This window comes from Streptomyces hazeniae (assembly GCF_031845485.1).
Taxonomy (GTDB): domain Bacteria; phylum Actinomycetota; class Actinomycetes; order Streptomycetales; family Streptomycetaceae; genus Streptomyces; species Streptomyces hazeniae.
Map to the genome: position 1 here is coordinate 37702 of NZ_JAVREQ010000004.1, position 23737 is coordinate 61438.

Annotated in this window: 14 protein-coding genes; 9 read left to right on the forward strand and 5 right to left on the reverse strand. The window is 73.9% G+C overall.

The features are described from left to right. Positions 1-302 precede the first annotated feature (302 nt). From RM572_RS06590 to RM572_RS06605, 4 genes are read left to right on the forward strand one after another with little or no spacing between them, the layout of a single operon-like run. Entirely contained in the window at positions 303-9467 is a 9165-nt protein-coding gene (locus RM572_RS06590) for an SDR family NAD(P)-dependent oxidoreductase (RefSeq protein ID WP_311672340.1), read from the forward strand. 1 nt (position 9468) lies between these two features. Further along, entirely contained in the window at positions 9469-11922 is a 2454-nt protein-coding gene (locus RM572_RS06595; protein WP_311672341.1) for a beta-ketoacyl synthase N-terminal-like domain-containing protein, read from the forward strand. Next, entirely contained in the window at positions 11919-12740 is an 822-nt protein-coding gene (locus RM572_RS06600) for a thioesterase II family protein (protein WP_311672342.1), read from the forward strand. Before RM572_RS06595 ends, RM572_RS06600 begins: the two co-directional genes overlap by 4 nt. Positions 12741-12760: 20 nt before the next feature. Further along, entirely contained in the window at positions 12761-13798 is a 1038-nt protein-coding gene (locus RM572_RS06605) for a ketoacyl-ACP synthase III family protein (RefSeq protein ID WP_311672343.1), read from the forward strand. A 3-nt stretch (positions 13799-13801) separates the two neighbouring features. On the opposite strand, the gene RM572_RS06610 is transcribed toward RM572_RS06605, so the two are convergent. Together RM572_RS06610 and RM572_RS06615 are read right to left on the reverse strand one after the other, a co-directional pair. After that, the gene (locus RM572_RS06610; protein ID WP_311672344.1) at positions 13802-14143 is read right to left on the reverse strand and encodes a YrdB family protein; all 342 of its coding nucleotides are present in this window, start codon (positions 14141-14143) and stop codon (positions 13802-13804) included. A gap of 106 nt (positions 14144-14249) precedes the next feature. Next, positions 14250-15053 carry an AfsR/SARP family transcriptional regulator gene (locus RM572_RS06615; protein ID WP_311672345.1) on the reverse strand — a complete coding sequence of 268 codons (804 nt, stop codon included), beginning with the start codon at positions 15051-15053 and terminating at the stop codon, positions 14250-14252. 501 nt (positions 15054-15554) lie between these two features. Between RM572_RS06615 and RM572_RS06620 the strand changes: the two genes are divergently transcribed. The 4 genes from RM572_RS06620 to RM572_RS06635 all read left to right on the forward strand — a co-directional run bounded on the left by RM572_RS06620 (position 15555) and on the right by RM572_RS06635 (position 19736). After that, on the forward strand, positions 15555-17453 hold the full coding sequence (locus RM572_RS06620; protein WP_311672346.1) for an HAD-IIIC family phosphatase: 1899 nt from the start codon (positions 15555-15557) through the stop codon (positions 17451-17453). Further along, the gene (locus RM572_RS06625) at positions 17450-17674 is read left to right on the forward strand and encodes a phosphopantetheine-binding protein (RefSeq protein WP_311672347.1); all 225 of its coding nucleotides are present in this window, start codon (positions 17450-17452) and stop codon (positions 17672-17674) included. Before RM572_RS06620 ends, RM572_RS06625 begins: the two co-directional genes overlap by 4 nt. A gap of 73 nt (positions 17675-17747) precedes the next feature. Then, a complete protein-coding gene (locus RM572_RS06630) occupies positions 17748-19253 on the forward strand; it encodes an MFS transporter (RefSeq protein ID WP_311672348.1) in 1506 nt (501 codons plus the stop codon). A 153-nt stretch (positions 19254-19406) separates the two neighbouring features. Then, positions 19407-19736: a hypothetical protein gene (locus tag RM572_RS06635; RefSeq protein ID WP_311672349.1), complete on the forward strand. Its 330-nt coding sequence runs from the start codon at positions 19407-19409 to the stop codon at positions 19734-19736. Positions 19737-19786: 50 nt separating this feature from the next. On the opposite strand, the gene RM572_RS06640 is transcribed toward RM572_RS06635, so the two are convergent. Further along, positions 19787-21256, reverse strand: a complete 1470-nt coding sequence (locus tag RM572_RS06640) for an MFS transporter (protein WP_311672350.1) — start codon at positions 21254-21256, stop codon at positions 19787-19789. 86 nt (positions 21257-21342) lie between these two features. Beyond that, on the reverse strand, positions 21343-21819 hold the full coding sequence (locus RM572_RS06645; protein WP_311672351.1) for a MarR family winged helix-turn-helix transcriptional regulator: 477 nt from the start codon (positions 21817-21819) through the stop codon (positions 21343-21345). Positions 21820-21957: 138 nt separating this feature from the next. Here RM572_RS06645 and RM572_RS06650 point away from each other — a divergent pair, with 138 nt between their 5' ends. After that, positions 21958-22140, forward strand: a complete 183-nt coding sequence (locus RM572_RS06650; protein WP_136183605.1) for a ribbon-helix-helix protein, CopG family — start codon at positions 21958-21960, stop codon at positions 22138-22140. A 19-nt stretch (positions 22141-22159) separates the two neighbouring features. Here RM572_RS06650 and RM572_RS06655 read toward each other — a convergent pair whose 3' ends face one another. Then, positions 22160-23638 (reverse strand): NCS2 family permease, encoded by a 1479-nt coding sequence (locus RM572_RS06655; RefSeq protein ID WP_311672352.1) that lies wholly within the window; start codon positions 23636-23638, stop codon positions 22160-22162. Between the last annotated feature and the right edge of the window lie 99 nt (positions 23639-23737).

The window sequence follows — 23737 nt, forward strand, 5'->3', positions numbered from 1 at the left end:
CGGCAGCACGAACGGCCGTCCTGCCGGCCCCCGACGGCGGGACGGCCCTCACCCGGGGCCGGTGCGGTGCCCTCCCCCGAGGGGCACCGCACCGGCTCCCTCCCCGCCACCCCGTCCGACCTTCACCCCCACGTTCGTGGAGCGCTCACCAGGGCGTGCAGCAGCCGCAGTACCCACGACCACCGACGCATCCGACGCCGATCGCGAGGGACGTTCTTGTGACCAGCACACCCATTCATGAGGAGCCGGCCAGCCGGCGGTCCGGCGCGGGGCAGGGCTCCGCCACCCCCCTCAGTCGCGCGATGGACACCATCAAACGGCTGCGCGGAGAACTGGCCGAGGCACGGAACGAGGGCGGCGGGCCGCTGGCCGTCGTGGGCGCCGGCCTCCGCCTGCCGGGCGGCATCGTCGACCTGGACGGCTACTGGAAGGCGCTGGCGGAGGGGCGCGACCTGGTACGGCCGATGCCGCGGCACCGCAAGGAGCCGTTCGCCGCGGAGTGGGAGGCCCTTCCGCACCGCGGCGGATTCCTCGACGAGGTTCTCGACTTCGACGCCGACTTCTTCGGCATCAGCCCGCGCGAGGCGCGCAGCCTCGACCCGCAGCACCGGCTGCTGCTCGAGGTCGCCTGGGAGGCGCTGGAGGACGCCGGCCTCCCTCCGAAGGCGCTCGCCGAGGGCGGCGGCCGCACCGGCCTGTACGTCGGCGTCACCGGCCAGGACTATCGCGACTGGCAGGCGGCGGGCGAGGAGAACGCCTACTGGCTGACCGGCAACGGTCACTGCTTCGCAGCCGGCAGGCTCGCCTACACCATGGGGCTGGAGGGCCCGGCCATCGCCGTGGACACCGCCTGCTCCTCGTCGTTGACGGCGGTCCACCTGGCCGCGCAGGGCCTGCGCCGCGGCGAGTGCGACGTGGCCCTGGCAGGCGGCGTCAACCTGATCCTGTCGCCGCGTTCGACGCGGCTCATCCAGCAGACGAACTCGCTCTCCCCGGACGGCCTGTGCAAGGCGTTCGACGCCCGCGCCAACGGTTTCACCCGTGGCGAGGGGTGCGGTGTGGTCGCGCTGAAGCGGCTCGCCGACGCGGTCCGCGACGGTGACCGGATACACGCGGTCCTGCGGGGCAGCGCACTGAACCAGGACGGCCGTTCCTCCGGGTTCACCGCGCCCAACGTGCGGGCGCAGATCGCCCTGATAAGGGCCGCGTTGGAGGATGCCGGGCTCGGCCCGGAACACATCGGCGCCCTGGAGGCGCACGGCACGGGCACGGCGCTCGGCGACCCGATCGAGGTCCAGGCGCTCGTCACCGCCCTGGACCGGGCGTCCGGCGGCGATGGCCCCGCAGGCCGCCCGCTGTTCGTCGGCTCGGTCAAGACCGCCCTGGGCCATCTGGAGGCCGCGTCCGGCATCGCCGGCCTGCTGCGCGGGCTGCTGTCGGTGCAGCGCGGCGCGGTGCCGCCGGTCGTCCACCTGGACACCCTGAATCCGCGCATCGAACTGGACGGCACCGGCGTCGAGATGCCGCGCGAGGTGCGCGCGTGGCAGCCCGACGGCTCCGGCATCGCCGCCTGTGTGGGCGTCAGCTCCTTCGGGATGAGCGGCACCAACGCGCACGTGATCCTCGGCCCGCTCACTGAGGAGGAGGCCGCCGGCGCCCCCGGTGCGGAGCCCGCCGCCGGGGCCGTGGCCGGTTTCGACCTGTCGGCCCGCAGCGAGGACGCGCTGCGGGCCTGGGCGGGCGGGCTGGCGGACCGCCTCGACGGCATGCCGGACGAGGAGTACCCCGCCTTCGCGTACACCGTCACCAGGGGACGCGCGCGCCACGCCGTACGGGCCGCGGTCTCGGCTCCGGGCCGGGAACAGGCGGTGACAGCCCTGCGACGACTCGCCGAGGGCACCACGCCGGACACGGTGACGCTGCTGGACGCGCGGCAGGACACCGAGCCGCCGGTGCAGCCCGCCGGAACGGGGCAGGCGCTGGAGCGCCGGGTGGTGAGCCTCCCGGCCTACCCGTGGGAGCGCAAGCGGTACGCGCCGGCCGGGACCGCCGAGGCTGCCGGGACCTCCGGCCGCGCCGCCGGCCGCCCGGAGGAGCAGGACGCGGCGCCGGACGACGCCGCCGGCCTGCCGCTCCTGCGCACGGTCTGGGAGGACGCCGCTCCCGCACAGCCCGCCGAACTGCCCCTGGTGCTGGTCGGGGACGACCTCCCGACGGTCACCCTGCTGGCCGAGGCCGCTCGGGCCCAGGGCCGCGCGACGACGGTGCACACCGCACCGCCCGAGGACGACGACGGCTGGAGCCGTCTGTGGGCCCAGCTGCCGGCACCGTGCCGGCTGCTGCTCGTGCCCGCCGCCGGAGCGCTGCCGGAGCAGGTCTCCCACGAGGCGCCCACGGACGCCGCGGCCCGGCTGTGCACCACGGTGACCACCGCCGTCCGCACGGCACCCGAGAACGCCGGGCACATCCGCGTACTCACCGCCGGAGTGTGCCGGGTGACCGGCGACGAGGCTCCGGTGCAGGGCCTCCACGGGGCACTGCACGGCCTCGCTCCCGTACTGGGACTGGAATTCCCGCACGTCTGGGGCGGAGTGCTCGACCTGCCCGGACGGCCCGGCCCGGACGACGCCGCAGCGGCCGTCGACGGCGGCGACGCCGCGGAGGACGTACTGGCCGTACGCGACGGACGGCTCCACCACGCACGGCTGCGGCCGTGGGACGCCCGGCCGGACCGGCCCGAGATGCACGCCGACGCCACCTATCTGCTGACCGGCGGACTGGGCGCGGTCGGACGCGAACTGGCCCGTGACCTCGTCCGGCGCGGCGCGCGCCACCTGCTGCTCGTCGGACGCCGGCCCCGCAGCGCGTTGGCCGGTCCTGCGACGGCGCTGCTCGAGGAACTGGACGCGGCAGGCGCACAGGTGGCGTACGCCGCCGCCGACTGCGGCGACGGCCCGCAGTTGGCCGAGGCGTTGCGGGTGCTGCACGAGATGCCGCCGGTGCGCGGCGTGGTGCACGCCGCCGGCAGCATCGCCCGCACTCCGCTGGCCGAGGCCGCCACCGGGGACTTCGCGGACGCGCTGCACGGCAAGTTCTCGGGCGCGTGGTGGCTCCACCTGCTGTCCCGCGACTGGCCGCTGGACTTCTTCGTCAACGTGTCGTCGGTGTCGGCCGTGTGGGGCACCGAGGGCTACGGCGCCTACGCCGCCGCCAACGGCGGCCTCGACGCCACCGCCGCCATCCGTACGGCGACCGGGCTGCCCACCGTGAGCATCGCGTTCGGCCCCTGGGACCTGGACGGCATGGCCGACGCGGAGACCCGGGCGACACTCGCCCGGATGGGCGTCTCGCCGGTACGTCCCGGCGAGGGATGCGCCGCGCTCACCGGCTCCGGCCCGGCGGGCGGCGCACACCTGGTCGCCTGCCGTCTGGACGCGGACCGCTTCACCACCGTGATGAACGCCGTACGGCCGCGCCCGCTGCTGGGCACTCTCACCACGGGCGGCGCGGACGAGGCCGGCCCGGAAGGGAAGACGGACGGGTCCGCGGCGGACGGGCCCGGGGAAGGCGAGCACGCCGCCCGCCGGGCGGTCCTGGCCGCGCCCGAACACCGCCGCCCCGTCGTCGCCGCCGAGCACGCGGGCCGGATCCTCGCCGAGATCCTCGGCTACGACGACCCGGCCGCCCTGCCTGGGGAAACCGGCTTCCTCGACCTCGGGCTCGACTCGATCATGGCGGTGGACGCCGCCCACGACCTCGGTGTGGCCTTCGGCGTGGACGTCGGCATCGGCGACGTCTTCGGGCACCCGTCCCTCCTCCGGCTGGCCGCCCACCTGACCGAGCGGCTGTCGGACTCCGGCCCGGACGCCGGGTCCGCGTCGCAGTCGGCCCCCGCCGTCTCCGCCGCCCCCGCGACGCGCGCGGCCGCGCGGCGCACGACGCCGGGGACGCCCGCCGGCGTCTCCCGGCGGGAGAACACGGCGCGGCCGGTACCGGAGACGGAGCCGATCGCCGTGGTCGGCATGGCCGGCCGCTTCCCCGGCGCGGACTCCGTGGAGGAGTTCTGGTCGCTGCTCGACGAGGGCCGGGACGGCGTGGGTTCCGTCCCCGCGGACCGCTGGGACGGCGCCGCCCTGCTCGACCCCACCGGGGCCCGCCCCGGCAGCATCAGCACCGACCAGGGAGGCTTCCTCGGCGACATTCGACGCTTCGACGCCGCCTTCTTCGACATCCCCGCGCGTGAGGCGGAGAGTCTCGACCCGCAGCAGCGGCTGCTGATGGAAGCCGCCTGGCACGCGCTCGAGGACGCCGCGACCGACCCCAGGTCCCTGGCGGGCGACCGTACCGGTGTCTTCGTCGGCATCTCGAACTCCGACTACGCCCGGGTGCTCGAAGCGGGCGGACTGCGTCCACTGGACGCCTACTTCGCCACCGGCACCGCACTGAACGCCGCGGCCGGCCGTATCGCCTATCACCTGGGAACGCGAGGCCCGGCCCTGGCCGTCGACACCGCGTGCTCCTCGTCGCTGGTGGCGCTGCATCTCGCCATCCGCTCCCTGCGCACCGGGGAGTCCGACCGGGCGCTGGCCGGCGGCGTGAACGTGATATCCGCCCCGTCCGCGTCGGTCGCCGTGAGCCGGGCGCACATGCTGTCCGCCGACGGACGGTGCAAGACCTTCGACGCCTCCGCCGACGGCTTCGTCCGCGCCGAAGGGTGCGGGGTCCTGGTGCTGCGCCGCCTTTCCGACGCCGAGCGGGAGGGTGACCGCGTGCTCGCCGTCCTCCACGGCAGCGCCGTCAACCAGGACGGCGCGTCCTCCGGATTCACGGCACCCGACGGGACCGCCCAGCGCGAGGTCATCCGGGCCGCGCTGGCGGACGCCGGCGTGGACGCCGCCCAGGTCGGCTACCTCGAAACGCACGGCACCGGCACCTCGCTGGGCGACCCCATCGAAGTCCAGGCCGCCTGGGACGTGTTCGGCCAGGGCCGCCGTCCGGGGGAGCCGCTGCTGCTGGGCTCGGTGAAGAGCAACATCGGGCACTGCGAGTCGGCCTCCGGCATGGCTTCGGTGTTCAAGACGGTGCTGGCTCTGCGACACGGCCGGGTGCCCGCGAACCTGCACTACTCCGAGCCCAACCCGCACGTGGCATGGCGCGACATGAACGTGCGGGTGGTCGACACCGCCGTCCCCTGGCGGCGCGGCGAGACCCCGCGCTACGCCGGTGTCTCCGGCTTCGGCTTCTCCGGCACCAACGCCCACCTCGTCGTCGGCGAGGCGCCCGCCCGGGACGACGAGTCCGCCACGGCGCCGCCGGCCGGCGGCGCCGCGCCGGCCGGGGGAGACGGGCCCCCGCCGGAGCCCCTGCTGCTGCCGCTGTCCGCCCCGGACGCGGCGGGCCTGCAGCGGCTGACCGCCGCCTGGGAACGGGCGCTGGAGTCCGCCCCGGAGGAGCAGGTGCCGGCCCTCGTGTCGACCGCCGGCGCGGGCCGGGCGCACTTCCCGGTGCGCCGGGCCGTGTCCGGCCGCAACCGGGACGACCTGCTGACGGCGCTGCGGGGCGAGCAGGACCCCGGCGAGGTCCGGCGCTCCGCGCCACGGATCGCGTTCCTCTTCTCCGGCCAGGGCGCCCAGTACTTCGGCATGGGCCGGGGGCTGTACGAGACCGAACCGGTCTTCGCCGAGGTCTTCGACGACTGTGACCGCATCCTGGAACCGCACCTGGGCGACTCGCTGCTGAACCTCGTCCTCTACGGGGACGACCCCGCCCTCATCGGCCGGACCCGCTTCACACAGCCCGCCCTGGTCGCGCTGGAGCTGTCGCTCGCCGCGCTCTGGGAGTCGTGGGGTGTGCGCGCCGCGGCCGTGACCGGCCACAGCGTCGGCGAGATCGCGGCCGCCGTGCACGCCGGCGTCCTCAGCAGGGAGGACGGTCTGACGCTGGTGGCCCACCGGGCGCGGCTGATGCAGTCCACCGCGCCGGGCGGCATGCTGTCGGTCCCCCTGGACCCGGACGTCGTCACGGCACGCGCCGCCGAGGCGGGCCTGGACGTGGCGGCTGTCAACGGGCCGCAGTCCGTCGTCGTCGCCGGGGACTCCGAGCGGCTGGAGGCCTTCTCCGCACAGCTCGGGAAGGAAGGCGTACGCTGCCGGTCGCTCGTCGTCTCGCACGCCTTCCACTCCCGCCTGATGGACCCGGTGCTCGACGAGTTCGAGGAGACGCTCACCGGTCTGCGCTTCGCCGCACCCCGGCTGCCGCTGGTCTCCAACGTCACCGGCACCGAGGCCGGACCGGACACCTACGACGCCGCCTACTTCGCCCGGCACATCCGCCGGCCGGTCCAGTTCCTCGACGGTGCCCGCGAACTGCGGCGGATCGGCGCCGACGTGCTGCTGGAGATCGGGCCGGACCGCACTCTGGTCAACCTGGTGCGGGCCGCCGGACTGGCACCGGCCGGCGGTGGCGTGCCGTCGCTGCGCCGCGGCGCAGCCGACCGCGCAGTGCTGCTCGCCGCCGCCGGAACGCTGTACGGACAGGGCCAGCAACTCGACTGGGGCCGCGTCACCGGACGTCGTGCCGGTCCCGGCGACGCGCCCCGCTACCCCTTCGCCGACACCGAGTTCTGGACCGGCACCGTCCCCGCAGGGGGCGTCCGCGGCGACACGCACGGCCCGGACGGGCGCCCCTCCGGGCAGCACCACGGACGGCACTGGGGGGCGGAGCTGCGCTCGCCGGGGCTGAAGGGCCGGGCGTTCGGCTTCACCCGCAGCGCCTCCTTCCCGCCGTACCTGGGCGACCACCGGCTCTACGGCACCGTGGTCACCCCTGCCGCCTCCCACCTGGCCACCGTGCTCTCGGCACTCGGCGGCGACGGCGGCCCGGTGGTCGTCGACGACCTGATCTGCCCCCGGGCCCTGGTCATCAAGGACGGCGAGGAGTACGAGACGCAGATCGTGGTCGGCGAACCGGCCGCGGACGGCACCCGCGACCTGTCCGTGCAGAGCCTGCTGGACGCGCGCAACGGCGTGTGGCAGAAGCACGTCGGCGGCCGCTGGGCCACGCCCGGCCCGGCCGCCGTCCGCCGCCCCTCGGTCGTGGACCACCAGGAGTTCGTCGCCGGCAGCGAACGCCGCCTGAGCCGGGAGGAGTTCTACTCCTACTTCCACGAGCTGGGATACACCCTCGGCCCTTCGTTCCGCTGGATCGAAGAAGCCTGGATCCGCGGTGACGAGGCGCTGGTGCGCTACACGGCGCCACCGCTCCCGGACGATCCCGCGGACTACGAGCTGTACCCGGGGCTCATCGACTCGTGCTTCCAGAGCATGGCCGTCTTCCTCGTCGACGACGACGCGACCGAGGCCGCCTCGCTCGCCATCCCGTTCGCCGCCGCGCGGCTCTCCTTCCACTCGCGCCCCGTCGAAGGACGTGAACTGTGGGGGCACGTACGGGTGTTGCGATCCGAGCCGCTGCCGCGCGGCCGGCTGCGCGTGGAGACCGCCGACCTGCACCTGTACGCGTGGGACAGCGCGACGGCCGACGCGCACAGCATCTTCCGGGCCGACGAGTTCCGCATCCGGCACGCCTCCCGCACCGTTCTGGAGTCGAGCCTGCGCGGAGACGACCTGGTGTACGAGACCGCCTGGGAGCCGCTGCCCGCGGCGACGACCGCCGCCGGCGCGGACCGCACCGCCCTGCGCGTCGCGCTCCTGGAACAGCCGGAAGCCGCCGGCGGGAAGGCGCTGGAGGAAGCCCTGACGGCGGCGGGCCACACCGTCTCCCTGCACTCCGGGGTCACCGCCGCGGTGCACACGGCCGAACTCGTCGTCGACACGCGCTGGCTCACCCCCGCCGGCACGGACACCGGTCCCGACGCCGGGGACGCCCTGCACGCCGTGCTCCAGGCCGCCGACGCGCTGCGCGCGCTGCCGCACGGCGTGCGCTACGTCCTGCCCGTCGACGGCTCGGCAACGTCCGCTCCGCTGCGGGAGGCGCTCTTCGGCCTCCTGACCGCGCTGGAGGCGGAGCACCCGGACCGGCGCCTGGTGCGCCTGCGGCTGGACGACGGACCGGGCGCGGAGCAGCTGGCGGACGTCCTCGGAAGGCTGCCCGACGACACCCGGCTGGCACTGACCGTCGACGGCCTGCGCACCGAGCGGCTCGTCCCCGTCCCGGCCGGGGCACAACCGGACGGCCCGGACGCGCCCCCCGCGGGCTCGGCCCTGGTCACCGGTGGCCTCGGGGCGCTCGGCCTCGCGGTCGCCACCGCGCATGCCGCGCGCGGCGGGGACCGGATCACCTTGATGGGCAGGTCCGCACCGGGCGGGACCGAACAGGCCGTCCTCGACGAACTGGCTTCCTCCGGGGTGCGGGTGACCGTCGTCCAAGGCGACGTCACCGACCCGGACGACTGCGCCGCCGCGGTGGCCGCCGCGACCGCGGACGGTCCGCTGCACACCGTGTACCACCTCGCCGGCACGAACGCGGACGCCGCCTTCGAAAGTCTCACCGAGGCGTCGTTCGAGAAGGTCTTCCACGCCAAGTCCGGCGGCGCGGACGTCCTGGTCGAGGCGCTGGCGGAGCACACGCCGCGGTCCGTGGTCCTCTTCTCCTCCGTGTCGGCGCTGCTCGGTTCGGCCGGCCAGACCAACTACGCGGCGGCCAACGGCTACCTCGACGGCCTCGCCCAGCGGCTGCGCGCCCGCGGCGTGCCGGCGACCAGCGTCAACTGGGGCCCCTGGGTGCCGGAGGTCAAGGGCGGTATGGCCGCCTCGGCCGCCGTGGAGCGTGCTGCGGAACGGCTCGGCGTCCGGGCGCTGTGCGACGCGGACGCGGCAGCACCGCTCGCCCTCGCAGCCGCCGGGGTCCGGCCGCGTCTGGCCGTGGTGGCGCTGGACGCCGCCCGGTACGCCCGGCAGGCCGCGGGTCACCCGCGGGCCGCCCTGGTCTCCGCCCTCGCCGGGCCGGCACCCGGGCAGACGTCCGGAAACGTCCCGGTCGCGGACACGGCCGCGAAGGCGGGCTGGCTGGCCGAACGACTCCGGACCCGGGACGCCGAGGACCTCGAGCCCGCGCTGCGGGAGGCCGTGCGGGACGAGGTCGCCCGGATGCTCGGCTCCGCCGACCCCCTCCCGCCGGACGGGTCCAACGACGGCGAGGGCTTCGCGGTGCTCGGGCTCGACTCGATCATGGCGATCGATCTGCGGGCCTCCCTCGCGCACGCCGTGGGCACCGATCTGCCGGCCACGGTCGCCATCGACCACCCCAGCGTGCTGGCGATGAGCGGCTTCCTCCAGGGCTACGTCGGTGCGACCGCGGAGCCCGCCGGCGTCCCCGCCGCACCGGTTCCGCAGGCCACCACCCCGCATCGGGTCACCCCTCACACCCCCCAGGCCGAGCCGTCGTTCGAGGATCTCTCCCTCGACGAACTGCTCCAGGCCGTCCAGGACGACCTCTCCCAGGAGCGTTGAGATGGCGACGAACACCGAAGAGCTCCGTCGGGTGATAACCGACCAGCTCGCCCTGTCCCGGCGGCTCAAGGCGCGGGTGGCCGAGCTGGAGGAACGCCGGCACGAACCCGTCGCCGTGGTCGGCATGGCCATGCGGCTGCCGGGCAGCGTGGACACGCCCGACGGCTTCCGGGATTTCCTCTACAGCGACGATCCCGACGCCCGGGCGATCACACCCATCCCCGAGGACAGGCCCGCGCTGCGGGCGGTCTATCACCCCGAACCGGGCACGGAGGGACGTTCGTACGCCGACCGGGCCGCCTTCCTCTCCGACATCGCCTCGTTCGACGCCTCCTTCTTCGGCATCTCCCACCGGGAGGCCGAGTCGATGGACCCGCAGCAGCGCATGCTGCTCGAAGTCTCCTGGGAGGCCCTGGAGCGCGCCGGCATCGCACCGCGCCGCCAGGACCGCCTCCCCGTCGGCGTCTTCGTCGGTGTGATGGCCGCCGAGTACGGTCAGCGCCTGGCGCAGGGCGGCGACTACTCCCGCATGGATCCGTACTCCGCGACGGGCAGCGGCCACTGCTTCACCGCCGGGCGGATCAGTTACGCGCTGGGGTTGTCCGGTCCTGCCGCCAGCGTGGACACCGCCTGTTCGTCCTCCCTGGTGGCGCTCCATCAGGCGGTGCGCGCGCTGCGCGGCGGTGAGTGCGACTACGCCCTGGCCGGTGGCGCCAACCTGATTCTGGGCGCGGACCTCATGGTGGCGCTGTGCCAGAGCGAGGCGCTGTCCCCCTCCGGCCGGTCCCGCACGTTCCTCGCCGACGCCGACGGCTACGGCCGCGGGGAGGGTGTGGGCATGGTGGCGCTGATGCGGCTGAGCGACGCCGTCGCGCAACAGCGGCCCGTCCTCGCCGTGCTGCGCGGCACCGCCGTCAACCACGACGGCGCCTCCTCCGGCTTCACCGTGCCCAGCGGCCCGGCCCAGCAGGAGGTGGTGAGGTCGGCTCTGGCCGACGCGCGTACCGACCCGTCCACCGTCGGCTACGTGGAGGCCCACGGCACCGGAACGGCCCTCGGAGACCCCGTGGAGGTCGGCGCGCTGGACGCCGTCGTGGGCAACGGTGCGGGGCGGCGAGCGGCCCCCGTGGCGCTCGGCAGCCTGAAGTCCCGGATGGGCCACCTGGAGGCCGCGGCCGGCATCGCGGGCGTCCTGAAGACGGTGCTGCTGCTGCGTGACGGGCGTATACCCGCGGGTGCCGAGAAGAACGACCCGCTCAATCCGCTCATCCCCTGGGACCGCATCGGGCTGGACGTGCCGTGCACCGTGCGGCCCTGGCCGGGCGACGGCGCCGAACGCGTCGCCGGCGTCAGCGCCTTCGGCCTCTCCGGCACCAACGCGCACGTCGTGCTCGCCGCCCACGCGCCCTCCCCGGCCGATCCGGTGACCGCCCCGCAGGGTCACCCGGAGCTGCTGACCCTCTCCGCCAGGTCCCCCGAGGCGCTGGCCGCCCTGGTGCAGCGGACGCGGATCGACCTGGCCGGACGGGACGCGGCCGGAACCGCCGCCCTGTGCCACACCATGCGGGCCGGCCGCGTGCACTTCGCCCACCGGGTGGCGGTCACGGGCGACACCGCCGCCGCCCTCGACGCCGCCCTGGCCGAGGGCGATGGAGGGGGAGACCCGTCCGCCGGGGCCGTACCCGTCGGCCGCATCGGACTGGCGGTGGACGGCGACGAGGTCGCGGTGGAGGCGGCCCTGAACGCGGTGGCCGAGCACTTTCCGCGACTGCGGCCGGTCGTCGAGCGTCCCGGCGACGCGGCCGGCCGGCTGCGTGGGCTCCTCGCCCGGCTGGGCGTCACCACCACGCCGGTCGGCGACACCTCGGCGACTGCGGGGGGCGCCGGTCGGGACGAGGAACCGGACGGAGGCCCGCGGCCCGGCACGGCTCACGCCCGGCTGGAGTCGTCGGGGCGTTCGCTGCCGCTCGTCGGCGCCGACCCGTCCCGGACACCGCACCTGCTGACGGCCGCACTGGCGGCGCTCTACGCGGGTGGAGCGGAGCTGCGGCTGGACGCTCTCGCGGCCGCCGGCGCGGCCTTCACCGAGGCACCCACCTACCCCTTCCAGCACAAGCGCTTCTGGCTGGACGAGGAGCCCGCGCCACTGCAGGGAGCACCCGAGACGCACGCGGCGCAGCCTGCCACCGCGCCTGGGCTGACCCCCGAGGAGATGGTCCCCTTCCTGACCGAGGAACTGGCCACCGCGCTGAAGGCCGACTGTGCCCTTTCGCCGGAGGTGTCGTTCGCCGAAGTGGGCGGCGACTCCTTCACCGCGATGCTGATCACCAGGAGCGTGGAACAGCGGCTGGGTACCGACCTGCCCACCCTCGACTGCCCGGTGGAGATGCCCGTCGGCGAACTCGTACGGCACCTGGAGCAGCAGGTCACCACCGCGCTGGGGTGGCAGCGGTGACGGCCCCCCTCCCCCGGCCCGCCGCCTCCCGGCCCGCGGCCTCCCGGCCCGCCGCCTTCCTGCGGCCGCGGCCGCAGGACTCCCCGTCCCTGCGCCTCATCGGTTTCCACCACGCCGGTGGTTCCGCCGCCGTCTACTACCCGCTTCTGCGCCACCTGCCCGCGGACTGGGACGTCCTGCTCCACGACCTGCCGGGCAGGGGCCGCAGGATCGCCGAGAAGCAGCACGACGACATGCGCGACGTGGTGGCGTGCGCGGTGTCCGACGTGCTGCCCTGGACCGAGGACGTGCCGTGTGCGCTGTTCGGCCACAGCATGGGCGCCATCGTCGCGGCGGAGTCCGCCCGGGCGCTGGAGAGCCTCGGGCGCTTCCCCGTCTGGACCGGGGTGTCCGGGCGGATCGCTCCGGACGGCCGGCTCCCCGGACGTGCCCCGCTGCACACCCTGGACGACGCGCGGCTGCTGGAGGCGATGGTCGAGCTCGGCGGCATGCCGGACGGCGTGGCCGAAGCCCCCCGTTTCCTGGAGCACTTCCTGCGGACCGTGCGGACCGACCTCCGCGCGGTGCACAGCTACCGCCCGGCCGCCGACCGTACGCCGCTGCTGTCGCCGCTGACGTTCATCGGCGGCAACCGCGATCCGTGGGCCCCGGCGGCGGAGACCCACCTGTGGAGCAGGGAGACCCGCTCGCGGTTCGCGCAGCGCTTTCATCCCGGCGGCCACTTCTACTTTCTGGGCCCGGGGTTCGAGGCCCTCGCCCATGACCTGACCCGGCAGGTGACCGCCTGCCGGGAAGCGGCCACGTCGCAGTCGGCGTAGCGTCCGGAGAGGAAACGATCATGCGCTGGAACGACATCTACGTCGCCGGCCTCGGCGCCCACCTTCCGCAGCAGGAGCACACGGTGGAGCAGGCCGTGGCGGAGGGCAGATGTGACGCGGAGGAGGCCCGGGCGAACGGCATCCGCGCCGTCCGGGTCGCCGGGCCGGACGAGACCGGTCCGGTGATGGCCGCGGCGGCCGGGAGGCAGGCCGTCGCACGCGCCGGACTGCCCGACGGCGACTACGGCCTCGTGCTGCACGCGTGCATGGGCCACCAGGGACAGGACTTCTGGACACCGGCCCACTACGTCCAGCAGGAGACCGTCGGCGGCACCGGCATGGCGGTGGAGATCCGGCAGGGCTCCAACGGCGGACTCACCGGGGTGGAACTCGCCGCCGCCCACCTGGCCGGCCGCGGCCGGCCGGGCGCCGCCCTGGTCACCACCGGGGACGCCTTCCGCATGCCCTACTTCGACCGATGGGGCTCCGACAGCCAGCAGGCGTACGGCGACGGCGCGGGCGCCCTGGTGCTGTCCAGCCGCGGAGGCTTCGCCCGGCTGCGCTCGACCGCGAGCCTGTCCGACTCCTCCCTGGAGCCGGTCTACCGGGGCGCCACGGGCTGGACGGACGCCCCGTTCGCCGACGGCTCGCCCGTGGACCTGGGTGCGCGCAAGGAGGCCTACCTGCTCCGGGACGAAGGCGGGTACGACCGGGTCATCCGGCAGTTGACGAAGAACGCCTCCGAGGTGCTGCAGACCGCCCTCGACGACGCGGACGCGTCGTTGTCCGACGCGCGCTTCTTCGTGCACGCCAACATCGCCGAGAGCATCGTGCGGTTCTCCTTCCACGAGCAGCTCGGTGTCGACCCCGCCACCACCACCTACGACTGGGGACGCGACTACGGCCACATGGGAGCGGGCGACCAGATCATCGGCATCGACCACGTGGTGGAGGCCAGGTCCCCGCAGTCGGGCGACCTGCTGGTCACCATGGGCGTGGGGGTGGGGTTCATGTGGACGGTCGCGGTGCTGGAGTTCCTGGAGACCCCGCAGTGGTGACGTTCACTGGTGCCACACCACCCGCAGGGTGGCGTTGAGCACGAAGAGCCCGGCGAAGGCCGCCGCCCAGCTCGGTTTCCCGGCGGCGGCCAGCGCGGCGATGCCGGCGCCGAACCACAGCACCTCCAGCACGACCCGCATCCCGCCCTCCGCCGGATACGGAGCCTTGGGCGACCCGAACAGCGCCCACACGGTGATCAGCGCGGCCGGGGCGGCCACCACCAGCAGGACCTTCACCAGCCACTTGTCGCTGACGGTGAAGCCCCAGTAGCCGGCGGAGAAGTAGACCGCGAGCTCGAGCAGGAACATCAGCAGCATGTTGACGGACTTCAGGGCGGCGAACATCGATCGACTCCTCGGAAAGGGACGGGCACGCGGCTCGCACCGCGTGCCCGTCAGGGGTGAAGGGCGGGGTGGCACATGCTGAGGCGGGGCGGGCGAACGCGGTTGCTCAGACCGCGAGTTCGGCCCGGACGGCGAAACGGTCGAGTTCGGGGTCGGAGCACAGCACCGCGCGTTGCAGCGCCTGCAGCCGCTGCGAGGGCTCGACACCCAGTTCCTCGACGAGGGTGCCGCGCAGCCGGGCGAACGCCTCCAGCGCACGCCACTGCTGCCCCGACCGGTACAGCGCCACCATGTGCTGGCCGCAGAGGTTCTCGTGCAGGGGGTGCCGGGCGGTCAGCACGGCGAGCTCGCTCAGCAGGGCGTGGTGCCGGCCAAGCGCGAGGTCGGCCTCCACGCGGGTCTCCACCGTGCACAGCCGGCTCTCCTCCAGCCGCGTCACCTCCACGCTGAGCCGCATGCCGGCCTGCACGTCGGCCAGCGGCCTGCCCCGCCACGTCCCCAGTGCCGACCTCAGCAGCCGGGAGGCGGTCTCCAGGTCGCCGAGGTGCAGCGCCCGGCGGCCGGCCGCGGCCTGCCTCTCGTAGGTGTGCACATCCACGTCCTCCGGCGAGATGTCCAGCAGGTAGCCGCCGTAGCGGGTGGCCAGCACGTCCTTGGGGGTCCGCGGACCGCCTGCGGGCAGCACGCCCGCGATGCGTCTGCGGAGCTGCAGGATGTAGGTCTGCAACGTCGTCTGCGCACTGCGCGGCGGATCCATGCCCCACAACTCGTCCATGAGCGTGGGCACCTGCACCACCTGCCCGGCGTGCAGGGCCATCAGCGCCAGGAGCTGCCGGGGCTTCCCGGCGGTCGGCAGCAGGGAGACGCCGTTCTCGGACGCCTCGAAGGATCCCAGGACGCCTACGTCCATGGTCGATTCCCCCATTCGTGTCGGACCGCGTGACCCGGTGCGCGGACGACGGCGCACGGCCGTCGCCCGCACTCGGCCGTCCCGCGACGTGCGAGTGGTTCTGACGGATATCAGGATCACCTCGGAACGCTCTCACCGACAGTGTGCGGATCATCGACCGTGCGTGAATCACCACCGCCCCCGACCGTGAGAAACACACCCCCGGGCTGGAGATCGGCGCGAGCGGCGCTCAAGCGGCCGACGGCACGCTCTGTCCCGCAGAACACCGGCCGACGGCGGCGCCACCGGCACCCCGCGACGCGTCGCCTCAGGGACCACACGACGGAGGGAGGCTCCTTGCGTACAGCTTCCGGAGCTGCGGCACGGCACCAGCAGCACCGCACGACGGAATCCGGGCAGCCGCCCGTCGCGGCGACGTCCGTACGGGAATCGGACGCCGGACGGGAACGGGCCGGCCGGGCAGAGGCGACGGGACCGGGGCGGACTGCCCGTCCGGGGACGGTGACCGGCCCCGGTGAGGCGCCACTCGACGTCCTGCGGCGGCTGCGCGCCGACGGGCTCCTCGCCGAGCGCTACCAGGACGTGGCGCCCCTGGTGGCGCGGCTCGCCGCCGCCGGCGACGCATCCGCCCTCCGACGCGCCGGCCGGCTCCTCGCACAGCTCGACCGCGACGCGGTACTCGCCGCCGCCCCCGGGACGACGACGGCGGTCGTGGCGCTCACCGGTCACTCCACCGTGGAAGGCGTGACGGCGCCGCTGTTCGCGGAGTTCGCGCGCCACCACATGCTGGTGGAGGTCCGCCCCGGAGAGTTCGACTCCTACCTCCGGGACCTGCGCGACCCGTCCGGTCACCTGCACGCACCGGACGTCGATCTGGCCCTGTGCCTCCTCGACCCGCACACCGTGCTGGACGAGCTGCCGAGCCCCTGGCAGGTCGCGGACCTGGCCGCCGCGACCGCGCACAAGCTGACCGAACTGCGTCGTCACGTCTCCGAGTTCACCCGCCGGTCGCAGGCCGCGCTGGTACTCAACACGGTGCCGTTGCCGCGCGCCGTCACGCACGCGCTGGTCGACCTGCGGTCCCGCGCCGAGGCGGGCATCGTCTGGCGCGAGTTCAACGCCGGACTGCTGCGACTGGCCCTGGACGAACCGGGAACGCACGTCGTCGACCTGGAGCCGCTGGTCGCCGAGGGCGGCCCGCTCAACGACCCGCGCATGTCCGCCTATGCGCGGCAGCACCTGGGCGACGACGTGCTCGCCCGCTACGCCCGGGAGGTCGCCCATCTCGCCCGCATGCGGCGCGGCCGGACGAAGAAGGTGCTGGTCGTCGACGCGGACAACACGCTGTGGGACGGCGTACTCGGCGACGACGGCCCGGACGGCGTCACCATGGCCACCACCTTCCGCGGCGAGGCGTTCGCCGGCTTCCAGCGCCTGCTGCGGCAACTCGGCTCACAGGGCGTCCTCCTCGCGGTGAGCAGCAAGAACGACCACGACCCGCTGATCGAGGTGCTGCGCGAGCACCCCGACATGCTGCTGCGGGAGCGCGACTTCACCCGCATCCACGCCAACTGGCTGCCCAAGGAGGCGAACCTCCGGGAGATGGCGGCCGGGCTCGGGCTGGGCACCGACGGCTTCGTCTTCGCCGACGACTCCCCCTCCGAGTGCGGTGCCGTCGCCGACGGACTGCCCGAGGTCGCCGTGGTCCGGCTGGACGACGAGCCGGCCCTGCATGCCGAGAGGCTCCTGGCCGACGGCTGGTTCGACACCCCCAGCCTCACCGCCGAGGACCGGGCCCGCGGCGAGCTGTACCGCGCGGAGGCGGAACGGGCGGCGTTCCAGACGCACACCGTCGACGAGAACGCGTACCTGGAAGGGCTCGGCGTGTGGGTGCGCCTGGAGCCGGCGACCGCACGCGACGCTCTGCGCATCGCCCAACTCAGCCTGCGGACCAATCAGTTCAACCTCACCGCCCGACGCCGATCAGCCACCGAGGTGGCTGCCATGGCGGACGACGACGAACACCTGGTGCTGACCGTCCGCTCGGGCGACCGTTTCGGCGAGTCGGGCCTCGTCGGCGCGCTGCTGACCCGTCGCGACGAGGACGGACTGCACGTTCTCGACATGCTCCTCTCCTGCCGGGTCTTCGGCCGCGGCATCGAGCAGACGGCGGCGGCCGCCGTGCTCGCCCACGCACGTGCCCTCGGCCTGCCCGCCGTGCACGCGAGCTACCGACCGACCGTCAGGAACGGCAGGGTCCGCGACTTCTGGCCCTCCACCGGCTTCCTGCCCGCCCGCACGGCGGGCGACGAACTGCACTTCCGGCACGACCTGCGGGAGCTGCCCGCCGTCCCCGCCCACGTCCGTCTCGACTCCCCACTGGAAGGACTCCCCGCATGACCCGAGACGAGTTCCTGCACCTGGTCCGCGACGAACTCGACCTGCCCGTCGCCGACGACGAGACCGGCACCGACTTCGACCAGATCGTCAGCTGGAACTCCCTGCACATGCTGCGGCTGGTCGCCGCGGTCGAACGGGAGACCGGCCACAGCGTCCCCGTGGGCCGCCTGCTCGCCGACCGCAACCTCGACTCCATCTACGCGCGGATCACCGCCGCGTAGGCCGCGGGGCCACCCCGGCCCCACCCGGTACGAACACGCCCCTCACAGGCAGAGAGAAGGAGAGCCCTTCCCCATGAGTATCGACATCACCAAGCCGGCCGGGCCGGAACCCGCGGACACCGGAGCGCCCCTGACCGGCACCGTGCCCCCCGCGCCGGTCGGCGCCGAGGCACCCGCGGGTGGGGTGAAGCGCCGCGGACTGATCCTGTTCCTCGTCTCCTCCGCCCAGCTCATCTGCGTGCTCGACGCCACCATCGCCAACGTGATGATGCCGCAGCTCCGCAGCGACCTCGGCCTGACGACGTCCGGCCTGCAGTGGGTCATGAACATCTACGTGCTGCTGTTCGGCGGCCTGATGCTGCTCGGCGGACGCCTCACCGACGTCTTCTCCCGCCGCATCGTCCTCGTCGTCGGCATCGCGCTGTTCACGGCGGGCTCGCTCTTCGCCGCGACCGCGGACAGCGTCACACCCCTGCTGATCGGCCGCGCGCTCCAGGGCGTGGGAGCGGCCGCGATGTCCCCGGCCGCGCTCTCCATCCTGGTCACCACGAACCCGGAGCCCAAGGCCCGTGCCAAGGCCCTCGGCGTCTGGGGCATGGTGATGGGTCTCGGCGCGAGCCTCGGCACCATCCTGGGCGGCGCCATCACCAACATCGACTGGCGCTGGGCCTTCTACATCAACGTGCCGATCGGCGTGCTCCTGGTGGCCGCCGCGTTCGCCTGGATTCCGCGCCTGGCCCCCACCGGTCCGCGCCCGCCCGCCGACGTGGCCGGCGCCATCACCGGCACCGTCGGCCTGCTGGCCCTCGTCTTCGGCATCGTGACCGCCGGCCACGACGGGTGGGGCGACCCCACCGCGCTCATGGCCTTCGCCTCCGCCGCGGTGCTCCTCACGGTCTTCGCCCGGGTCGAACGCACCGCCGCCGGCCCTCTCCTGCCGCTCCGCCTGCTGCGCCGGCGGTCGGTGGTCTCCGGCACGGCCGCCCAGCTCATCTCCTCCGGTCTCGCGCTCCCGGCCTTCTTCATGCTGCCGCAGTACATGCAGCTGGTGCGCGGCTACACCCCGCTGGAGGTCGGCCTCGCCTACATCCCCACCTGCGTGGCGATGCTCCTGGTCTCCGGAGCCGTGCCGACGCTCATCGAACGCTTCGGCCCGCGCGTCCCCTACGTCCTGGGCACCCTGCTGGTCGGCGCCGAGGTCACGCTGATGCTTCGCTCCGGCACGGAGGGGAGCTACTGGTCGCTGCTCTTCCCCGTGACGGCGCTGCTCGGCGTCGGCCTGGTGCTCTGCATGATGACCGCCCCGGTCGTCGGCACGCAGGACGCCTCGGAGGAGGACGCGGGGACCACCTCCGCCGTCCTCAACGCCTCCACGGAGATCGGCGGAGCGCTGGCCCTCGCGGTCACCGCCACCGTCGTGGGTTCCGAACTGGCGGAGCTCACCGCCCGCGGGGTGCCCACGGCGGAGGCGTTCAACGAAGCGCTGCAGCAGGGCTTCCTGGTCCTGCTGCTCTGGGTCGCCGCCAACATGGTGATCGGCCTGTTCGCCTTCCGCGGGCGCGAGAAGCAGCAGGCGTGACGCGTCGGCGGGGCCCGGGCCGTCGGCCCGGGCCCCGCCGACGGACCTCGGGGCGTGCCGCCCTCCCCCTGCGCCTGCGGCGCGGCGGCACCCCGCGAGCACGGCCCGGCACAGGGTGCGGCGGCGACGAGCGCCGCAGAGGGAGGCAGCAGAATGATCGAGCAGAGGGAACCGAACCGTCGAACGGAACGCGGCCGGACCGCCGTGCTGGTGGCGCCGGCGCGCACCGTACCGGCGGACAGCCCCGCCGCACTCCCCGGCCGCCCGCAGGCGCCCGGTGGCCCCGCGGCGCTCCACGGCCCCGAGACCCCGACGCCACTTCGTCCCCCGACGGCACGCGAGCCGCTCACCGCTCCGGGGCCGCTCCCGGCCCCGGAGCGGCGGACGGCGCCCTCCCAGGGTGACGGCCGTCCGGCGCTACTCCTCGCCGGAGACCCGGACGACGGCGCGGACGAGCCGCACATCTGGCGCGGCATCGACTGAGTCCCGCGCCCGGGCCCTGCACGGCGGACGGCACCGAGTCGCGGGGCCCGTCATCCGACCGCCGAGGCGACAGGTGCGGCCGGACGGCTCTTCGCTCCGGCCTCTTCTTCGGCCTCTTCGGTCTCTTCGGTCTCTTCGGTCTTCGCGTCGCGCGGCACGAACGTCAGCACGCGACGGCCGTTCCCCGGCCGGAAGGCCAGCCGCAGGCCGCTGGCGCGCGCCAGCGCCAGGGCCACGCCCACCGCGACGAGCGCCGAGACCAGGCCGCCGGCCAGGAAGCCGGCCCGCGCGCCGTAGGTGTCGGTGATCCAGCCCATGACGGGCCCGCCGATCGGGGTGCCGCCGACGAAGACCATCATGTACAGGCTCATCACCCGGCCGCGCATCGTCGGGTCGGAGGCGAGCTGCACGCTGGAGTTGGCGGTGACGTTGAACGTCATGCCCATCACGCCGATGGGCAGCATGACCGCGGCGAACAGCCAGAAGGACGGGATGAGGGCCGCGGTCATCTCCAGCACGCCGAAGAGCAGCGCGGCGCCCAGCATCAGCCGCATGCGGCTGACCGCCCGCCGGGCCGCGAGCAGCGCGCCCGCCAGCGAGCCGATCGCGATCAGCGTGTTGAGCAGGCCGTACGTCCCGGCGCCCTCCTCGAAGACGCGGTCGGTGAACGCGGTCAGCCAGATGGGGAAGTTGAAGCCGAAGGTGCCGATGAAGCCGACCAGCACGATCGGCCACAGCAGGTCGGGGCGGCCGCGGACGTAGGCGAGACCCTCGCGCAGCTGGCCCTTGCTGCGCGGGGCGCGTTCGGTGGCGTGCAGCTCGCCCGTCCGGATCATCAGCAGGCCCGCGATGGGCGCGAGGAAGGACAGCCCGTTGGCGAGGAACGCCCAGCCGCTGCCCACGGCGGTGATCATCACGCCGGCGACGGCGGGGCCGACCAGCCGGGCGCTCTGGAAGTTCGCGGAGTTCAGCGAGACGGCGTTGCGCAACATGCGCGGGCCCACCATCTCGGAGACGTAGGTCTGCCGGGTCGGGTTGTCGACGACGGTGGCGAGGCCGAGGGCGAAGGCGAGGGCGTAGACGTGCAGGACGTGCACGTGTCCGCTGAGCGTGAGCGCGGCGAGCACCAGGCCGGTGACGCCCATCGTGGACTGGGTGAGCAGCAGCAGCCGTCGCTTGTTGCAGCGGTCGGCGATGACGCCGCCGTAGAGGCCGAAGAGCAGCATCGGCAGGAACTGGAGGGCGGTGGTGATGCCGACGGCGGTGGCGGAGCCGGTGAGGCTGAGCACGAGCCAGTCCTGGGCGATCCGCTGCATCCAGGTGCCGGTGTTGGAGACGGCCTGGCCGAGGAAGAAGAGGCGGTAGTTCCGCACCCGGAGGGAGCTGAACATCGAGGTCTTCGACGGCGCTTCGCCGGTGGCGTCCGTGGGTGCGGGGGCGGGCCGGGTGGTGCCGGCGGGCGTGTCGGCGGTCGTGTCGTGCGGCGCGGGTGCGGAGTCTGCTCCGTGGCCCGAACTCAAGGGTGGCCTCCTCGTGGTGTTCTCCTCCGGCAGAGGTGCGGTCGTCGTCCTCGGAGCGTCGTCCTCTGTAAAAGGTGCGGTCGTCGTTACAGGTGCGCGAGTTTCTCCAGGACGGGCGCGGCCTCGCGCAGCTTCGCCCATTCGTCCTCGTCGAGCCCGCCGGCCAGCTCCGCCAGCCAGGCGTTCCGCTTGGTGCGGCTCGCCGCGAGCATCGACTCGGCCTGCTCCGTCTGGGTGACCACCTTCTGGCGGCGGTCCTCCGGGTGCGGTTCCAGGCGGACGAGCCCCTTGCCTTCGAGCATCCCGACGATGCGGGTCATCGACGGCGGCTGGACGTGCTCCTTGCGCGCCAGCTCGCTGGGCGTGGCCGAGCCGCAGCGGGCGAGGGTGCCGAGCACCGACATCTCGGTCGGGCTCAGCGACTCGTCGACCCGCTGGTGCCGCAGGCGCCGGGAGAGGCGCATCACGGCGGAGCGGAGCGCGTTGACCGCCGCGGCGTTCTCCGCGGTGAGGTCGGTGTCGGGCACCGCTGCGAGCGTGCCACCAGAGGACGGTTCCGGCATGTCATTAGCATAACTCATTACCCGCGCTAACGACCACCTTCTTTCGAGTGGGTTTGACGAGGGCCTGGTCACACGTACGGGTGAGCTCGCGCGGGAAAACGGCACGCGCCGCGGGCCGGGTCGCGGACCGTGGGAGGCATGAATTCCACGGTGCTCAGTCTGCGCATGGACAGCGAGCTGTGCGCACGGCTTCACGATCACGCCGCCCGGCGGGGCATGAGCGTGCAGGACTACGTGATACGCACGCTGGTCCGCGAGGACTTCGATCAGCGCTTCCAGGCGGCCGTCGAGGAGACGGAACGTTTCTACGGCCGCACCTGACGCGGGGAGCGCCGCCCGCTCAGACGCCGAGCAGCTGCTCGATCGGGCCCAGCAGGAAGTACACCAGGAAGCACAGGCCGACGACGGTCAGCAGCCAGGGCACCGAGCGGAGGCGTCCGGTGGCGGCGCGCAGCAGGATGAAGGCGAGCACGCCGATGCCGATGCCGTTGGTGATGCTGTAGGTGAACGGCATCGAGACCAGGGTGAGGAACGCCGGGATGCCGACGGTGGGGTCCGCCCAGTCGATCTCCCGCACGTTCGAGGCCATGATCAGGAAGCCGACGACGACCAGCGCGGGCGTCGCCGCCTGCGACGGCACCACGGTGGCCAGCGGCGTCAGGACCAGCGTGAGCAGGAAGAGGCCGCCGGTGACCAGATTGGCGAGGCCGGTGCGCGCGCCCTCGCCGACGCCTGCGGTGGACTCGACGAAGCAGGTGTTCGCCGAGCAGGAGCCGAAGCCGCCGCCCGCCACGGCGGCGCCGTCCACCATGAGGATGCGGCCCATGCCGGGCAGCTGACCGTTCCGGTCGGTCAGCCCGGACTCCTCGCCGACGCCGATCACCGTGCCCATCGCGTCGAAGAAGCCGGACAGCAGCACGGTGAAGACGAAGAGGGATCCGGTGAGGACGCCGACCTCCTCGAACCCGCCGAACAGGCTGATGTCGCCGATCAGGCCGAAGTCGGGCGAGCCGATCACGTCGTCCGGGACGTTCGGCACCGCCAGCCCCCACGCGGCGTCGGGGATCACGGCCAGCGCGTTGATCACGACGGCGACCACCGTCGCCACCGCGATACCGATGAGGATGGCGCCGCGCACCTTCCGGACCACCAGCACGCACATCAGCGCGAGGCCCAGCACGAAGACCAGCACCGGCCAGCCCTCCAGCCGGCCGCCCTCGCCGAGGCCGAGCGGGACGGTGGTGTGGGCGGAGTCGGGATTGCGGGTGACGAAGCCGGAGTCGACCAGGCCGATCAGGGTGATGAAGAGGCCGATGCCGATGGCGATCGACCGGCGCAGCCCGTTCGGGATGGCGTCCATGACGCGCTGCCGCAGACCGGAGGCCACGAGGACCATCAGCACCAGACCGGCGAGGACCACCATGCCCATGGCGTCCGGCCAGCTCATCTTCGGCGCGAGCTGGAGCGAGACGACGGCGTTGATGCCGAGCCCGGCGGCGAGCGCGATGGGCACGTTGCCGATCAGGCCCATCAGCAGCGTGGTCAGCCCGGCCATCAGCGCGGTGGCCGTCACCAGTTCCGCGTTGTCGAGCGAGTGGCCGAACTTGTCCGTTCCGGCCCCGAGGATGATGGGGTTGAGGATGACGATGTAGGCCATCGCGAAGAAGGTGGCGAGCCCGCCGCGCACCTCCCGGCCGAAGCTGGAGCCGCGCTCGGACACCCGGAAGAAGCGGTCGAGGGCGGCGGAGCGCCCGGAGGGCCCGTCCGGAGCGTCGGGCTGTGGCGCATGGGTGAGCGTCTTGCCGGCCGTGGGGGACATGCGTGACCTCGGTGGTGCGGGCGCGCGACGGGCGCGAAGGGTGGCGGTGCGAAGTGCCGGCTTGGAGCTTCCGACGAGGAAAACCAGCCAGGCACAGAT

What these genes read in the sequence shown, in the direction of transcription:
- RM572_RS06655 (WP_311672352.1), bottom strand. Translation starts at nt 23,638, where the DNA reads ATGTCCCCCACGGCCGGCAAGACGCTCACCCATGCGCCACAGCCCGAC.
- RM572_RS06650 (WP_136183605.1), top strand. Translation starts at nt 21,958, where the DNA reads ATGAATTCCACGGTGCTCAGTCTGCGCATGGACAGCGAGCTGTGCGCA.
- RM572_RS06625 (WP_311672347.1), top strand. Translation starts at nt 17,450, where the DNA reads ATGACCCGAGACGAGTTCCTGCACCTGGTCCGCGACGAACTCGACCTG.
- RM572_RS06635 (WP_311672349.1), top strand. Translation starts at nt 19,407, where the DNA reads ATGATCGAGCAGAGGGAACCGAACCGTCGAACGGAACGCGGCCGGACC.
- RM572_RS06590 (WP_311672340.1), top strand. Translation starts at nt 303, where the DNA reads ATGGACACCATCAAACGGCTGCGCGGAGAACTGGCCGAGGCACGGAAC.
- RM572_RS06595 (WP_311672341.1), top strand. Translation starts at nt 9,469, where the DNA reads ATGGCGACGAACACCGAAGAGCTCCGTCGGGTGATAACCGACCAGCTC.
- RM572_RS06605 (WP_311672343.1), top strand. Translation starts at nt 12,761, where the DNA reads ATGCGCTGGAACGACATCTACGTCGCCGGCCTCGGCGCCCACCTTCCG.
- RM572_RS06630 (WP_311672348.1), top strand. Translation starts at nt 17,748, where the DNA reads ATGAGTATCGACATCACCAAGCCGGCCGGGCCGGAACCCGCGGACACC.
- RM572_RS06610 (WP_311672344.1), bottom strand. Translation starts at nt 14,143, where the DNA reads ATGTTCGCCGCCCTGAAGTCCGTCAACATGCTGCTGATGTTCCTGCTC.
- RM572_RS06615 (WP_311672345.1), bottom strand. Translation starts at nt 15,053, where the DNA reads ATGGACGTAGGCGTCCTGGGATCCTTCGAGGCGTCCGAGAACGGCGTC.
- RM572_RS06645 (WP_311672351.1), bottom strand. Translation starts at nt 21,819, where the DNA reads ATGCCGGAACCGTCCTCTGGTGGCACGCTCGCAGCGGTGCCCGACACC.